14 protein-coding genes and 1 other RNA gene are annotated in these 14713 nt (G+C 69.2%); 6 read left to right on the forward strand and 9 right to left on the reverse strand.

Going from position 1 to position 14713, the window contains the following annotated elements:
- Positions 1-30: 30 nt before the first annotated feature.
- The 4 genes from QWY84_RS12055 to QWY84_RS12070 are packed head-to-tail and all read right to left on the reverse strand — an operon-like array spanning position 31 to position 4747.
- Positions 31-2049: a transglutaminase TgpA family protein gene (locus tag QWY84_RS12055; RefSeq protein WP_290202959.1), complete on the reverse strand. Its 2019-nt coding sequence runs from the start codon at positions 2047-2049 to the stop codon at positions 31-33.
- Positions 2046-2957 carry a DUF58 domain-containing protein gene (locus QWY84_RS12060; RefSeq protein ID WP_290202960.1) on the reverse strand — a complete coding sequence of 304 codons (912 nt, stop codon included), beginning with the start codon at positions 2955-2957 and terminating at the stop codon, positions 2046-2048. The genes QWY84_RS12055 and QWY84_RS12060 overlap by 4 nt, the downstream gene beginning before the upstream one ends.
- Before the next feature lie 41 nt (positions 2958-2998).
- Positions 2999-3934 (reverse strand): AAA family ATPase, encoded by a 936-nt coding sequence (locus QWY84_RS12065; RefSeq protein WP_290202961.1) that lies wholly within the window; start codon positions 3932-3934, stop codon positions 2999-3001.
- 12 nt (positions 3935-3946) lie between these two features.
- Positions 3947-4747, reverse strand: coding sequence for a response regulator (locus tag QWY84_RS12070; protein WP_290202962.1), 801 nt, complete (start codon positions 4745-4747; stop codon positions 3947-3949).
- A gap of 202 nt (positions 4748-4949) precedes the next feature.
- On the opposite strand from QWY84_RS12070, the gene QWY84_RS12075 reads away from it, so the two are divergent.
- Positions 4950-5891, forward strand: a complete 942-nt coding sequence (locus QWY84_RS12075; RefSeq protein WP_290202963.1) for a peptidoglycan DD-metalloendopeptidase family protein — start codon at positions 4950-4952, stop codon at positions 5889-5891.
- Positions 5892-5931: 40 nt separating this feature from the next.
- Here the strand turns inward: QWY84_RS12075 and QWY84_RS12080 are convergent, their stop codons facing one another.
- The 3 genes from QWY84_RS12080 to smpB all read right to left on the reverse strand — a co-directional run bounded on the left by QWY84_RS12080 (position 5932) and on the right by smpB (position 8001).
- Positions 5932-6603: a nucleotide-binding protein gene (locus QWY84_RS12080; protein ID WP_290202964.1), complete on the reverse strand. Its 672-nt coding sequence runs from the start codon at positions 6601-6603 to the stop codon at positions 5932-5934.
- 450 nt (positions 6604-7053) lie between these two features.
- Positions 7054-7417, reverse strand: a transfer-messenger RNA (tmRNA) gene (gene ssrA, locus QWY84_RS12085).
- A gap of 86 nt (positions 7418-7503) precedes the next feature.
- The gene (gene smpB, locus QWY84_RS12090) at positions 7504-8001 is read right to left on the reverse strand and encodes an SsrA-binding protein SmpB (protein WP_290202965.1); all 498 of its coding nucleotides are present in this window, start codon (positions 7999-8001) and stop codon (positions 7504-7506) included.
- 122 nt (positions 8002-8123) lie between these two features.
- Between smpB and QWY84_RS12095 the strand changes: the two genes are divergently transcribed.
- From QWY84_RS12095 to QWY84_RS12105, 3 genes are read left to right on the forward strand one after another with little or no spacing between them, the layout of a single operon-like run.
- Positions 8124-9518, forward strand: a complete 1395-nt coding sequence (locus QWY84_RS12095) for a sodium-dependent transporter (protein ID WP_290202966.1) — start codon at positions 8124-8126, stop codon at positions 9516-9518.
- Positions 9519-9551: 33 nt separating this feature from the next.
- Positions 9552-9995, forward strand: coding sequence for a type II toxin-antitoxin system RatA family toxin (locus tag QWY84_RS12100; protein ID WP_290202967.1), 444 nt, complete (start codon positions 9552-9554; stop codon positions 9993-9995).
- Complete coding sequence (locus QWY84_RS12105) at positions 9976-10275, forward strand: RnfH family protein (RefSeq protein WP_290202968.1); 300 nt, start codon at positions 9976-9978, stop codon at positions 10273-10275. The genes QWY84_RS12100 and QWY84_RS12105 overlap by 20 nt, the downstream gene beginning before the upstream one ends.
- 21 nt (positions 10276-10296) lie before the next feature.
- Here the strand turns inward: QWY84_RS12105 and QWY84_RS12110 are convergent, their stop codons facing one another.
- Both QWY84_RS12110 and recN read right to left on the reverse strand, forming a co-directional pair.
- On the reverse strand, positions 10297-10644 hold the full coding sequence (locus QWY84_RS12110) for an outer membrane protein assembly factor BamE (RefSeq protein ID WP_290202969.1): 348 nt from the start codon (positions 10642-10644) through the stop codon (positions 10297-10299).
- Positions 10645-10698: 54 nt separating this feature from the next.
- On the reverse strand, positions 10699-12375 hold the full coding sequence (gene recN / locus QWY84_RS12115; RefSeq protein WP_290202970.1) for a DNA repair protein RecN: 1677 nt from the start codon (positions 12373-12375) through the stop codon (positions 10699-10701).
- Positions 12376-12859: 484 nt separating this feature from the next.
- On the opposite strand from recN, the gene hrcA reads away from it, so the two are divergent.
- Positions 12860-13918: a heat-inducible transcriptional repressor HrcA gene (gene hrcA, locus QWY84_RS12120; protein ID WP_290202971.1), complete on the forward strand. Its 1059-nt coding sequence runs from the start codon at positions 12860-12862 to the stop codon at positions 13916-13918.
- Positions 13919-14047: 129 nt separating this feature from the next.
- Positions 14048-14683, forward strand: a complete 636-nt coding sequence (gene grpE / locus QWY84_RS12125; RefSeq protein WP_290202972.1) for a nucleotide exchange factor GrpE — start codon at positions 14048-14050, stop codon at positions 14681-14683.
- Positions 14684-14713 lie beyond the last annotated feature (30 nt).

Genomic DNA, 14713 nt, shown 5'->3' on the forward strand with positions numbered 1-14713 from the left:
CTGCGAAGGCCGGTACCGCCAGGAAATCGTTCAGCGTTTGCCGGACGAGCTCCGGCCTTTCCGTGAAACCGGGCTGTTGCTCCGGAACGCCCGTACCGCCTGCCGCAATGCCCGTACCTCCGCGGCGCCGACGCCGCCGCGCCCGTAGCGGGCGATCTCGTAGCGGGTTGCGACGGTGTCGATGGCGTCGGCGTCCCGGGGCCAGCGACGGGCGGCCCGGCGGGCGTAGTCGCGGGGTCCTTCGTCCGGGGCGCGCGGCAGGCCCCGGCGGGCAAGCAGCCGGCAGAACTCGCCCCAGGCCGCTGCCGCCGGATCGGGCGGCAGCGGCCGGTCGCGGCGGAGCAGGGAGAAGGTCAGGGCGGCGAGGGTCAGCGCTATGCCGGCCGCCAGGGCAAGGGCCAGGCGCGGCCAGCTGTCCAGTCGCAGCTGCTGCAGCAGCTGCTGTTGCAGGCTGGGCCCATAGGCGAGCACCCAGCGGTGCCAGTAGGCGTTGACGGCATCCCACTGCAGGTGGAGCCGCTGCAGCAACCCGCCGGCGCCGACGGCGGCACCGGGTCCGGCCTCGCCGTCCGGGAGGGCACCGGCCAGGCCCCGCTCCACGCGCTCCGGCGCCACGTAGGCGGTGGGATCCACCCGCAGCCAGCCCCGGTCGTCCAGCCAGACCTCCACCCAGGCGTGGGCGTCCGACTGGCGGACGATCATGTAGTCGCCGGCCGGGTTCATGCGCCCGCCCATGTAGCCGGTGACCACCCGGGCGGGAATGCCGGCGGCCCGCATGAGCACGGCGAAGGCGCCGGCGTAGTGCTCGCAGAAACCCGACCGCGTGTCGAACAGGAAGGCATCGGTGGTGTCACCGTCCAGGCGGGGCGGCTGCAGGGTGTAATGGAAGGGTTCCCGGCGGAAGTGGCGGAGGCCGTGCTCGACCAGCGCCCGGTCGGATCCGGTTTGCGCCCGCCACCGCGACGCGAGCTGCCGGGTTCGCGGATGGGCGCCGTCGGGGAGGTCCGTGTAGTACGCCTGTTGCTTCCGCGTCAGTCCGGTCCCGAGGCGATATGCGATGACCGAGGAGGCGTCGTAGCGGATGCGCTCGCGGACCGGGCCGCTGGCCTGCAGGTAACCGCCCCGCGGGGCGCGGCTGCCGCGCCCGGCCTCGACGGGCATGTCCAGCGCCAGAAGCCAGCGCTGGTTGTGGGGCTCCAGGGTGACCGTATAGTCCGTGGGCGCCCGGGTGGACACCAGCCGCGATGCATCGCCGGCCGCCGGCGCGCTGTCGCCGGCGCGGCGCCAGGAGCGGCCGTCGTAGCGGGCCAGCACGGGACCGCGCCAGTAGCGCCGGGGATAGGCCGGCGGCGCGTCGTCGAACTCGACGCGCAGGGCGACCTCGTCGGACCGGCCCAACTGGCTGATGGCGCCGGGCGTCATCTCGTCACTCAGCCCCGTCATGCCGGCGTAGGCGTCATCGGGCATGCCCCACAGCGGGCCGGGGATCCGCGGGAACAGGACGAACAGGATCAGCATGACCGGCAGCGACTGGCCCAGCATGGCCGCCGCCAGCCGTCCGTATCGCCACGGGCGGTCCGCGGCGGTCCGGTCCTGAAGGGCGATGAGGAGGGCTGTCAGGGCCCACACGGCGGCCAGCATGTAGGCGGCCATCAGCAGGCTGTCGTTGAACAGGAACTGGGTCGCGGTCAGGAAGTAGCCGAAGACGACGAGGACGACGATGTCGCGGCTGCCCCTGAGCTCCAGCAGCTTCAGGCCCATGAGCAGGCACAGCAGGGCGACCCCGGCGTGCAGGCCCAGCAGAGTGTCGTAGCCCAGGTAGATCCCGGACACACCCGTGACCACGGCCAGGGCCCGCAGCCAGCGGCCCGGAGGCCGCCTGCCTTGCCGGGCGAGGAGCAGGCGCGCGCCCGCGCAGGCGACCACCACGGCGGTTACCCAGGGCGGGAGGTGGAAGGCATGAGGCGCAATGACCAGGCCCAGTCCGGCCGCGAGCCAGGGCAGGCTGCGCCGCAGGTTCGGCGCCGCAGCCGTTGCGGTCGCCGTCATTGCGGGAACCTCGCCAGGGCGTCCAGGCAGCGCGCTGCGTGTCGTGACCCGTTCCCCGGGGGGATCGTGCGGCCGCGCAGGCGCAGGCCGTATGCGTACCCGGCGTTCTCGGCGTCCAGGATCCAGCGGCACAGCCGCGCGAGACGCGGCTCCACCGGCAGGTCGAGGAGCGCCTCGTCGTCCAGCCAGGTCCGGTCGGGGGCCTCGCCGGTGAACTGCTTGGTCTGCAGGCCGTCGCCCCGGGCCAGCGTGTGCCAGGCGACCCGGCGGAGAGGGTCGCCCGGCTGGTACGGGCGCAGGCCGCCGAAATCGTCCTCGCCGGGCCGGTTGGACGAGCCGCTGCCGGGCGAGGGCGTGCCGGGCGGCTCGGGAACCGGGGCCGGCTCCGGGGCGGGCCGGACCAGGCATTCGGCCTCCAGGCGGACCCGTGCCCAGGCGCGGAAAAGGCCGCCGGGAAACGCTGTGGCCACCACCAGCACGGGCAGAGGCAGGATGCCCCGCGCCCCGGCGGGCACCTCGACCATGCAGGTCGTTGCATCTGCGGCGGGCAGGTTCATGGTCGCGGAATCCGGCGGTGTCGTCCCGACCGCGACCCCGGTGCGCACCCGCGCCGCCGGGTTTTCCACGTGGACGGGAAAGGCGGCTGTGTCTCCGGCGAAGACCGGCTCCGCGTTGCCGGCGGTCAAGCGCAGGCCCAGCAGGTTGCGAAAGGTGTGGACCATGGATGTCAGGGCGAAGCCGGCCAGCAGGAAGCAGAGCAGGAACGCCATGTTGTTGTTGTAGTTCACGGCACCCAGCCAGACGGCGATCACCACGGCCGTGAACAGCAGCCCGGTGCGCGTGGGCAGGATGAAGATGGTGCGGTAGACCAGCGCGACCCGTGCGCCGCGGACAGCGCGGCGATCCATCCACTGTCGCAACAGGTGGCCCGGGCGCACGCGCATGACGGCTACGGGATGGCGACCGCGGACAGCAGCGACTCGGCGGTCGGGGCCCGGTCGTGGTCGCGTCCCTGCAGGCGGTGGGCGGCGACGGCCGTGAACACCGCCTGCACGTCCTCGGGGAGGACGGCTTCACGGCCGTCCAGAAGCGCCCACGCCCGGGCCGCGTGCAGCAGGGCCTGGCCGGCTCGCGGCGACAGGCCGTGTACGAGTCCGGGTGTGCGGCGCGTCTGCGCCAGCAGCGCCTGGACGTAGGCAATCAGGGCGTCCGAGGCGTGTACCCGGCCTACGGCCCGCTGCAGCCCGGCCAGGGCGTCGGGCGTGCTGGCCGGGGGCGCTTCCCGGATGAGCTCGCGACGGTCCCGGCCGCGCAGCAGCTCCCGCTCCGCCGCCGGGTCGGGATCGCCGATGTCGACGCGCATGAGAAACCGGTCCAGCTGGGATTCCGGCAGCGGGAACGTCCCCAGCTGGTCGCCCGGGTTCTGCGTGGCGATGACGAAAAACGGCTCGGGCAGTGCGCGCGTGGTGCCGTCGGTGGTGACCTGACGTTCCTCCATGGCCTCCAGCAGCGCGCTCTGGGCCTTGGGCGTGGCGCGATTGACCTCATCGGCCAGGACCACCTGGGTGAAGATCGGCCCCGGCTGGAACCGGAAACGCTCGGCCTGTCTTTCGTAGATGGTTGCCCCGATGACGTCGGCGGGGAGCAGGTCGCTGGTGAACTGGATGCGCCGGAAGTCCAGGCCGAACAGGCGGGCGAGCACCAGCGCCAGCGTGGTCTTGCCCACGCCGGGCCGGTCCTCGATGAGCAGGTGGCCGCGCGCGAGCAGGCAGGCCAGCGCCAGGCGCAGGGTGCGGGGCTTGCCCAGGATGACGCGCTCGGCTTCCCGGAGGATGCGGTCCGTCTCCGGCGTGCCGGCGCGGGACACAGAAGCGTGCGCGGACATGGTGGCTCCCCGTCAGCCGTCGATCAGGCGTGCGAGGTGCTCCCGCACGGTATCCATGTTGAAGGGTTTGTCGCACAGCGCGGAAACGCCGGCCTGGCGGACGTTGGCCAGGCGTGCGGCATCCTGCTCGCAGGTCACCATGAGCACCGGCACGTTGGCGTGGGAGCTTTCCTGGCGGATGTACTCCACCAGCGCGCGCCCGTCCATCTCCGGCATGTTGTAGTCGGTTACCACGGCGTCGAAGGTCTGCTCGGACAGGTGCTGGACCGCCTCCGTGCCCGTGGCCGCCTCGGTAATGCGCTCCACCCCCATTTGCGCGAACGTGCTCCGGAGAAACCGCCGCGACAGGGGGCTGTCGTCGACCAGCAGGATCTCCAGGTCCTCGACGTCGCTGAAGCTCAGCTCCAGGCGCTGCGGCTCGATGAGGCCGATGGTGTTCTCCAGGGCCGTGCGCAGCGCGTCGACGTGGAACGGCTTGGGCAGCATGGCGATCACGCCCGCCTGACGGACGGGCTCGAGATTGTGCGGGTGCTGCTCGCTGGATACCAGCATGAAGGGAATATCGGCCAGTCCCTCCGCCTCGCGCATGCGCACCACTAGGTCGGAGCCGGTCATGTCCTCGAAGTACATGGCACTGGCGACCAGGTCGGGCGGATGGCGCTGCATGCGCTCAAGCGCTTCCTGCCCCGAGGCGGCACCGTCCACCTTGGAAATGCCCATGCTCTGCAGGTGATTGACAATGATGCGCCGCTGGGCGCCCGACGGCTCCACCAGAAGAATGGTCAGATCTTCGATGCCGATGCCTTGTTCCATGATGCTCCCGGTGCGCGCGATTTTCTGGCAGCATACCTGATGGTCGCCTGCCCGGAATGCGAACCGGTTGGCGTCACGGGGTGCGATCGTCGGTTAGCATTCGGGCAAGTCATCGCGTCGCCGCGGTGCGGGCGACGTACAACAACGAACGAACCGGACAGGGATGGGCCGGCCAGTCGGGTGCAATCCAGGGTCTCTCCGGATGCGGCAGAAACTGACGGTCACCATCACCGATTTCCGCGGCTCGAGGCAGTACTCGCTGCACCAGCTCGTGCGCACGTTCGCGCTGGTCTTCGCCCTGGGGCTGGTCGTCATCCTTGGTGTCGGTTTCGCGCTGATCCTCTGGCTCCAGGAGCAGGTCACCGCGCTGGAGGACCGGCGCGACGAGGCCATGGAGGAGTACGCCCGCCTGCAGGAACGCAACGGCGCGCTGCAGGAGGCGGTAGCGCGCAAGGACAGCCAGCTTGACCGGGTCACCACGGAGCTGGGACAGATCGAGAGCATGATCGGCCTGGAGCAGACGGACAGCCAGGACATCGCCGCCCGGCTCGACACGGCCAGTCACACCGCCCTGGAACGCACCACCTTCCTGCAGAACGTGCCCAGCGGCTATCCCATGCGGGATCGCGGCGTGACCAGCGACTACGGCTGGCGGACACACCCGGTGCACGGGGACCGGCGCTTCCACCGCGGAATCGACCTCCGGGCCCCGGTGGGAACCCCCGTCCTGGCCACGGCCGACGGCGTGGTGGAGTACGCCGGGCCGCACCAGGACAGCGGCTTCGGCAACCTGGTCATCATCAGCCACAACTTCGGCTTCCGCACCTACTACGCCCATCTCAAGGCCGCCGAAGTGGACATCGGCGATTTCGTCCGCAAGGGCGAGGTGATCGCCCAGAGCGGTCAGAGCGGGCTGGCCGAGGGGCCCCATCTGCACTACGAGGTGATGCATATCCAGAGGCGCCTGGACCCCACGCCGTTTCTCGACTGGAGTCTGGGTGACTACAAGAGCATCTTCGAGGAGATCAACCGGGTGAAGTGGGACGGCCTTCTGCAGGCAGTGCGCATGCGTCTCAACGCACCGGTGCACCGGCTCACCATGCGCCAGAGCGAGCTCACCGAAGCCTCGGAAACCGTCCGCTAGCCAAGACTCCGGACCTTGTGCGGCGCTTTCTGCCGGCAGGCTATGGGCGTGCCGGGTCGTCGGATTCCTTGTCCAGCCAGTTCACCAGGCTGCGCCAGGCGCGCAGCTCCCGCTCGACCGCCCGGCTGCGCGTGCGCAGCTCGTTGATGCCCTGACCCTGTTCCGCCGCGTGCAGGTAACTCTGGGTGTCGCGCAGGCGCGCGACCACCGGGATCCGCAGCGACTGCAGGAAGCGCTCCAGCGATTGCAGCGCCACCGTGTGCTCCTTGATCCGATTGGCAATGATGCCCACGCGTGCGCCGTGACGGTCCCGGCGGATGCCGGACTTCAGCAGGAGGTCGCGAATGAAGTCCGCGCCCGCGCCGATGTCGATGGACGAGGGCAGCACGGGAATCAGCACGATGTCGGCGCCCTGGACGTGATCGGCGATATCGAGCCCGGCCAGGCCCGCTGGCGTATCGTCGATGATCCGGCGGGTCTCGGGCGGCACGCGCAGCTGCCAGCTCCGGGTCACGCCGAGGCTCTGCCGCTCCTGGACGGAAACCCCGTGAATGGCCGGAAGATCCGCCGGGCGCCCCTGCAGCCAGCGGGTGCTGGAGGTCTGGGGATCATGATCGAACAGTGCAGGGGCATAGCCTTCGTGGGCATACCACACGGCGAGGTTCGTGGACACGGTCGTCTTGCCGCAACCACCCTTGCCGTTGATGACCACGATGCGCTGGACATCCCGCCGGGTTCCAGCCGGCGCGCTTCCGGCAGAGCCAGTCCCTCGTGCGGCATCCCGCGATGATTTTGGAATGGTGGTTTCCTGATCCATGGCCGCTATGAGCATAGCGCCGGTCCCGGGCAAGCCATAGGAACTGGTTGGCAGAAGGTATCCCGCGGGGCCAACGCCCGGCACCCCTTCCACCGGGAGCCGGGGCCTTTCCGTTCAGCGCGTGCGAGGGCCATCAACGCGAGGGTCCGGCCACCCTTCCATCAGCATACCGAAGTCACCGGCAGCGTCGCGACCATCATGCCGGGGATGCAGACACTGTAACCAGTGGTCGACGCTCCCCGTTGAATGGGGCGGAAACGGAAAGGCCGACAGGTATCAGGGATGGTGCAGGAATGCTGGGAGGGGCTTGCTTGCCCTCCCAGCTTCCTGATTCTGCATGGTGTTTGGTGGAGGTGGGGGGATTCGAACCCCCGTCCGCGGGAGATCCACCCTCGGATCTACATGCTTAGCCCGCCTATTGCATTCGCCGGACGCTTCCCGGCAGACAGTGGAACACGCCCGACTAGCCTGATTGATTTAACAGCGCCAGGTCCAGGCGGAACCCGATCGCTGCGGTCCTGTGATCTACGACCCCTGAGACGGAAGCACAGGCACTTGCCGATCAGAGGCTAGCGGGATTTAGGCCGCTAGAGCGTAGTCTTCGTCGTTGGCAACTATTTTAAGTTGGCCATCATGTTTTACGAGGTGAGATGACGTCCTCGGCATGCACCTAAGGTTTCACTTCCCGCGTCGAGACCATGTCACCCCCGAAGCGGTCCGGTTCCATTCCGGAACCTGGCGTCAGTATACGGGAAACTCAAGGCCCTGTCTCGGCGATCGGGCCACGCAGGGGCGTTACTGCACCTTGTGCTTGAGCAGCCGTTCTTTCTGGCGCTGCCAGTCCTGCTGCTTCTTGGTCTCGCGCTTGTCCTGCTTCTGCTTGCCCTTGGCCAGGCCGATGGCGAGCTTGGCGAGGCCGCGCTTCCAGTAGAGCTGCAGCGGGATCAGGGTATAGCCCTGGCGCTCGGTCGCCCCGATCAGGCGTGCCAGCTCGCGCCGGTGCAGCAGGAGCTTGCGCGTGCGCGTCGGCTCCGGCCTGACGTGCGTCGAGGCGGAAGGCAGCGGCGGGAAGTTGGCGCCGATGAGCCAGGCCTGGCGCCGCCGGATGACCACGTAGGCTTCCTGGACGTTGGCGCGGCCGGCCCGCAGGCTCTTGACCTCCCAGCCTTCCAGGGCGATGCCGGCTTCGAAGGTCTCCTCGATGAAGAACTCGTGCCGCGCCTTACGGTTGACCGCAATAACGTTGCTGTCGCCGGTCTTTTTCTTGGATGCCTTCTTGCTCACGGCGCGCATTGTAACGGCGCCGGGCCCAAGTCGCTACCGGTATGCCTTGCCGTCGTGCGAGGGGTTGGTGACAATGCCGGGACCGTCGGCCTGGCCGTCGCAGGGGGGACCCCACGGGGTTCGGGGGATCAGTGAGCGTACCGAAGCGCTGGTTACACGGCGAGTGGACCGGACCGTTCGGCTTCGTGTTGGCCCTGGCGGGGGCCTCCATCGGCCTGGCCAATCTCTGGTCCTTCCCGTCGCTGGCCGCCCGCCATGGCGGCGGTACGTTCCTGCTGCTCTACGGTGCCTTCCTGGCCGCGCTGGTGCTGCCGCTGTGGCTCGCCGAGATCGGCGTCGGCCGCACCATGCGCCGCTCGCTGCCGGACGGTCTCCGCCGTATCGCCCGGGAGCAGGGCGGCGTACGCTCCTGGTCCGCGCTGGGCTGGCTGGCGGTCGGCCTGGCCGGCGTCGTGCTGCTCGTACAGACCGTGGCGGGCGGCTGGATCGGTGCGTGGCTGCATGCGGTGGTGATCGAGCCCGAGCTGGAATTCGACGCGGTAACGACGTCGGCCCTGTTCGCCGCGGTCTGGGCGGAGGCCGAGCGCTTCCTGTTGTGGCACACCCTGCTGGTGGCGGCGGTGTGCCTGGTCGTCGGCCGGGGCGTGGCCGCGGGTATTCAGCCGCTGATGCGGTGCATGGTGCCGGGCCTGCTGCTCGTTCTTGTCGCCCTGGTATTCTGGGCGGCCTCGGCCGGGGACCTCGCCGGCGCCTGGCAGCGCCTGTTCGCGGTTCGCCTGGAGTCGTTGACGTGGCAGGGCGTGCACGCGGCGGGCGAGTATGCCGTCTTCTCGACGGCAACGGGCCTGGGGGTGGCGGCGGCATTCGGGGCCGCCCTGCCGGACCGCTACCCCACCCTGAGCACGGCGGGAGCGGCGCTGGCCCTGCAGGTCGTGGCGGCGGTGGCGGGGGCGCTGTTCGTATTCACGGCGCTGCTGCCGGAGGGCGGGGAGGGCGGAGTGCCCGGTGGCGCGGTTCTGCTGTTCCACTCCCTGCCGCAGGCGATGGCCGGCTTGCCGGGCGGCCGGATGGCGCTGCTGGCGTTGTTCGCCATGCTCCTGATGGCGGTGGCGACGACGGCCGTGGCCTTCCTGGAAGTGGTGGTCAGCGCCGTCGTGGAGCAGGGGCGCGTGCGCCGCGCCGGGGCAACCGCGCTCGTCGGCGGTGTCGTCTGGCTGGCGGGCCTGTTCCTGGCGGGTGCACTCGGCTGGTGGCTGCACGCGGACGCGATCGCCCCGGGGCATGCGGCCCTCGCCTTGACCGCCGTGGTATCGGTGACGGAAGCGGCGTTCTGGGGGCTGATCCCGGTAATCGGATTGCTGCTGCTGGTGTTCGGGGGCTGGTGCATGCCTCCCGAGACGCTACGAGGCGCGCTGCGGCTGCGCGAAGACTGGCGGTTCGACCTGTGGGTCCCGATGCTGCGCTACGTCGCCCCCTTGATTCTGGCGGGCCTTTTGGCGAGAGTTGCGGGCCTGTTGCCGTCGTGAGCACTGAATGACCCTGGAGACGATAGCCGGCCCATGACTACGATCTCGCGCAGCGCCCTGGTACCGCATTCCGCTCAGGCCATGTTCGATCTCGTCGACGACGTGGATCGCTACAAGGAATTTCTGCCGTGGTGCAGCGACAGCGGCGTGATCGAGCGCAGCGGCGACGAGACCCGGGCCTACGTGACCATCAGCAAGGGCGGGGTCTCCCGCTCGTTCACGACCCGCAACCGGGCGCAGCCGGGCAAGATGATCGAGGTCCGGCTGGTCGAGGGCCCGTTCCGGCGCCTGGACGGCTACTGGCGCTTCCAGGCGTTGCGCGAGGATGCCAGCAAGGTGGCGCTGGACCTCGAGTTCGAGTTCAGCAACTCCATCGTGCGCATGGCTTTCGGCCGGGTGTTCGAGCAGGTCGCCAATCGCCTGGTGGACTCGTTCGTGACGCGTGCGGATGCTGTCTATGGGCGCAAGTCCGGATAACCCCATCCGGATCCAGGTGGCCTGTGCGCGGCCGGAGAAGCAGCGCATCCGGTCGCTCGAGCTGCCGGCCGGGACCACGGCGCGCGAGGCGGTGCAGCGCTCGGGGCTGGCGGCCGAGTTCCCGGAAATCGATCCGGACCGGGCGCCGCTGGGCATCTACGGCCGGCACGTGGAGGACGGGCACGTGCTGCGGGACGGCGACCGGGTCGAGGTGTACCGGCCCCTGGTCATCGACCCCCGCGAGGCACGCCGCCAGCGGGCGCGGGCGAAGCGCTCCTGACCGAGCCGGAGGCGGTCGGGCTTACGAGTCGCCGAAATCCTCGGGTGCCAGATTCCCTTCCAGTCGCGTCAGCCGGTTGCCCTCGAAGTACACGGTCAGCCGGTCCGGCTCACCGCCGCCGCCGGGAGCCTTGGTGTGGACGTAGTCCCAGCGGTTGTTGCGGAAGATGTCCTGGATGGCCGGTGAGCCGAGCACGTACTCGACCTGCTCCCGGGTCATGCCCGGCTCCAGTTCCTGGATCATCTCGTCGGTAATGATGTTGCCCTGTTGCACCGGTACTTCGTAGGCGAACGGGATGTGGCTGTAGGAACAGCCGCCCACCGCGAGCGCGGCGGCGAAGAGCAGCGTACTGGTAACCGGGGATCGCATGGTGATGCCGTTGTCTCCGTTCCGGGGTGCGTATGAGTTCCGTTGGACACGCCGTTAGGCGGTAGATTCCGCCTTCTCGAGCATCTCGGCGGCATGATCCATGGTCGCCCGTGTCAGCTCCATCCCGCCGAGCATGCGGGCGACTTCCTGGATGCGCTGGTCGCGGTCCAGTGGTGCGACGGTCGTGGCCGTGCGCTCGTCTTCGCTGCGCTTGTACACCTGCAGATGGTGGTGCGCCTGGGAGGCGACCTGGGGCAGATGGGTGACACACAGTACCTGATGGTGCCCGGCCAGGGAACGCAGCTGCCGGCCGACGACCTCGGCGATGCCGCCGCCGATGCCGGCGTCCGCCTCGTCGAAAATGAGCGTGGGAATCCGCGTGCTGCCGGTGGCCGCCACCTGGATCGCCAGGCTCAGGCGCGAGAGCTCGCCTCCCGAGGCGATCCGGTTCAGGGGGCCGTACGGCTGGCCCGCGTTGGTGCGAACCTGGAAGCTGATATCGTCGAGGCCGTGAGGCGACGGCCGGCCTTCGTCCCTGGGGCTGACCTGGATGCTGAACGCGGCGCCGGCCATGCCGAGCTCCGCGAGCTGCCCCGTGACGCCCTCGGCCAGATCCGCCGCGGCAGCCTGGCGGCGCTCGCGCAATTCCGCCGCGCGGCGATGGTAGTCCTCCAGCAGGGCCCGGTGCTGCTGCTCCAGCTCCGCCAGGCGCTCGCCGCTGTTGTCCAGCTCCCGGAGCTCGGCGGCAAGGCGCTCGTGGACGTCGGCGAGCTCTTCCTCGGCAACCTGGTGCTTGCGCGCCAGGTCACTGAGCGTGCCGATGCGCTCCTCCAGCTCCGCCAGCCGCGCGGGGTCGATCTCCAGGCCGTCGAGGTAGTTGCGCAGCACGCTGACGCCTTCCTGGAGCTGGGCCTGGGCGCCGCTGATCTGCTCGTGGACGGCCTCCAGCGCCGGCTCCTTGTCGAGCAGGTCGTCCAGCTCGCGCAGCGCCTGGCCCAGCACGGACTGCGCCGCCTGGTCGTCCTCGTAGAGCATCTGCAGGAGCCGCTGCCCCGACTCCAGCAGGGTGCCGGCGTTGGCCAGGCGGCGATGCTCCGCGTTGAGTGCGTCGAGTCCCTCGGGGGTGAGGTCCAGGGCTTCCAGCTCGCTGGTCTGGTAGGCGAGGATCTCCCGGCGGCTTTCCTGGTCCTCGAAGCCGCCGCGCAATGCCTCCCTGGCCCGCTCGCATTCGCCGATCTCCTGGTGCAGGCGCTGGACCTCCTGGAGCAGGGTCGCGTTGCCCGCGTGGGCGTCGACGATGGCGCGCTGGACATCCCGGCGCATGAGCGACTGGTGCTCGTGCTGGCCGTGGATGTCCACCAGGAAGGCACCCAGCTCCCGCAGCTGCTGCAGCGGCACCGGGCGGCCGTTGATGAACGCCTTGGAGCGCCCGTTGCTCTGCACCACGCGCCGGAGGATGCAGTCGCTGTCGTCGGCGAGATCCTGCTCCTCCAGCCATGCGACGCAGTCCGGCAGCGTGTCGACATCGAAGGTCGCGCTGATCTCGGTACGGTCGGCCTGCGGCCGGACGACATCGGCGGAGGCGCGGTCGCCCAGCGCCAGGCCCAGGGCATCCAGGAGAATGGACTTGCCGGCGCCGGTCTCGCCGGTCAGCGTGGTCATCCCCGAGTGGAAGTCGAGTTCCAGCTCGTCGACGATGGTGAAATCACGCACGTGCAGGTGTATGAGCATCGGTATCCTTCCCCTCGCGAAGGAAGGAGTGTAACGGAGGGCGCTCATGCAGTTAAGGAAACAGGAAACGCTGAACCATTCCCGCGTGCTTCCGGATCGAGCCCGGGGATCCGCGGACAAGGCGTGCCGTGTTGCGCGGCACCGCCGATGCGGTCGAACGGGCCCAGCCGGCTGCGGATCGGCAGCCCGGCCCCGGACGGTGCAGCGGTGCGGGCCCGTTTGACTCGCCGGGGTGCCGTTGGTAGTTTGACTCTAGCACTCGTGCGCGCGAGTGCTAAGTGGCGCGGGAAATCCGGCACGTCGCCGGAGCGCGGGTCCCGGCGCCAGCCAGTACGGGAGGGACAGACCATTGGCCGCTACGGCCTGGCGATGCCCGTTCCGCATTCCCTCGTTCGACGTGTACGCCGTGAGGCGGGGTGATGCCTGGCTGTGGCCGGGGCACGGATGAGCGTGCGTCATGCAACCAGCGAGTGCGGATCGACCCATGAGCAGACACAATCCCGACGCAGAGCTGAACGAGCGGGCACAGCACCTGCTCAAGGTGATGGTGCGGCGCTATATACGGGATGGTCAGCCCCTCGGTTCCCGCACGCTGACCCGGGAATCGGGCCTCGACGTCAGCCCGGCGACGATCCGCAACGTCATGGCGGATCTCGAGGAGCTCGGCTCTGTATGGTCGCCGCACACGTCGGCAGGGCGTGTCCCCACGGACAAGGGTTACCGGTTCTTCGTCGACAGTCTGCTGACGGTCCAGGGCCTCGATGCCGAGGCGGTGCGCAAGTCGGATCTGCAGCTCACGGGCGGGCAGAGTCCCGATGCCCTGGTGGACTCGGCGTCCAATCTGCTGTCGGGCCTGACCCGGCTTGCCGGCGTCGTCACGCTGCCCCGGCACGTAACCCGGTCGCTGCGGCACGTCGAGTTCCTGCCGCTGTCGGACCGGCGCGTGCTGGCGATCCTGGTGCTCAACGAGCACGAGGTGGAGAACCGCATCGTGCATACCGACCGCGACTATACCCAGGCGGAGCTCCAGCAGGTCGCCAACTTCCTCAACGGCGAGTTCGCCGGACGCGGCGTGGACCAGGTGCGGGAGGAGCTGCTCCGCAGCATGGAGCAGGACAAGGAGCGCATGAATGCGCTCATGGCGTCGGTGATCGAGCTCGGCGGCAAGGTCTTCGACAGCGACGCCGAGGCCGAGCACGAAGACTACGTGGTCGCCGGCCAGACCAATCTGATGGAGTTCCAGGAGCTGTCCAACGTGGACAAGCTCCGCAGCCTGTTCGAGGCGTTCACGGAGAAGCGGGACATCCTCCATGTGCTGGACCGGTGCCTGGCGGCGGACGGCGTGCAGATCTTCATCGGCGAGGAATCCGGCTACCGGGTCTTTGACGGCTGCAGCCTGGTTACTTCGCCGTACTCCGCCGAGGGCGAGGTGCTGGGCGTGCTCGGCGTCATCGGCCCGACGCGGATGGAGTACGACCGGGTCATTCCCATCGTGGACATGACGGCGAAATTGCTCGGGTCCGCCTTGAATCAGTCCCATTAATCCCCATGTCCCGCTGGTAGGAGAATCGGCCCGCTGCGGCGGGCCGAATCACGGAACGCTTTAATCTCGCGCGGACCCGCCCGGCGGAGCTCGGGTCCGCTTCCGACAACACCGGAATGGAGAGAACGAATGGCTGAGAAGGATCGCGACGCGCGAGCGGACGAGGCGGACAAGCGGGACCAGCACGAGGAGCAGGCGGCCGCGTCCGAGCAGGGCGAGGCACAGGAAGTCCCGGCGGAGTCGGAGGAGGACGCCCGCGTGCAGGAGCTCGAGGAGAAGCTCCGCGAGGCCGAGGCACGGGCCGAGGACAACTGGAACCAGTTCCTGCGGGCCCGCGCCGAGATGGAGAATGCCCGCCGGCGCGCCCAGAAGGACGTGGACCAGGCGCGGCGCCAGGGGCTGGAGAAGCTCGCCGGCGAGCTGCTGCCCGTCAAGGACAGCCTGGAGATGGGGCTTGCGGCGGCGCAGGAATCGAATGCGGACGTGGCCAAGCTGACCGAGGGCACGGAGCTGACGCTGAAGATGCTCAGCCAGGCCATGGAGAAGTTCGAGATCACGGAAGTCGATCCCATGGGCCAGAAGTTCGACCCGGAGCGGCACGAGGCCATGGCGACGCAGCCGTCCGCGGAGCATGAGCCGAACACCGTGATCCACGTGGTCCAGAAGGGCTACATGCTGGATGACCGGCTTCTGCGTCCGGCCATGGTGATCGTCTCCAAGGAGGCCGATCAGCAGCAGGGCGGTCACATCGACGAGCAGGCCTGATCCCGGCGGCTTGAAAAAGCCGCAAACGCC

The organism is Aquisalimonas lutea (assembly GCF_030409225.1).
Lineage (GTDB): Bacteria > Pseudomonadota > Gammaproteobacteria > Nitrococcales > Aquisalimonadaceae > Aquisalimonas > Aquisalimonas lutea.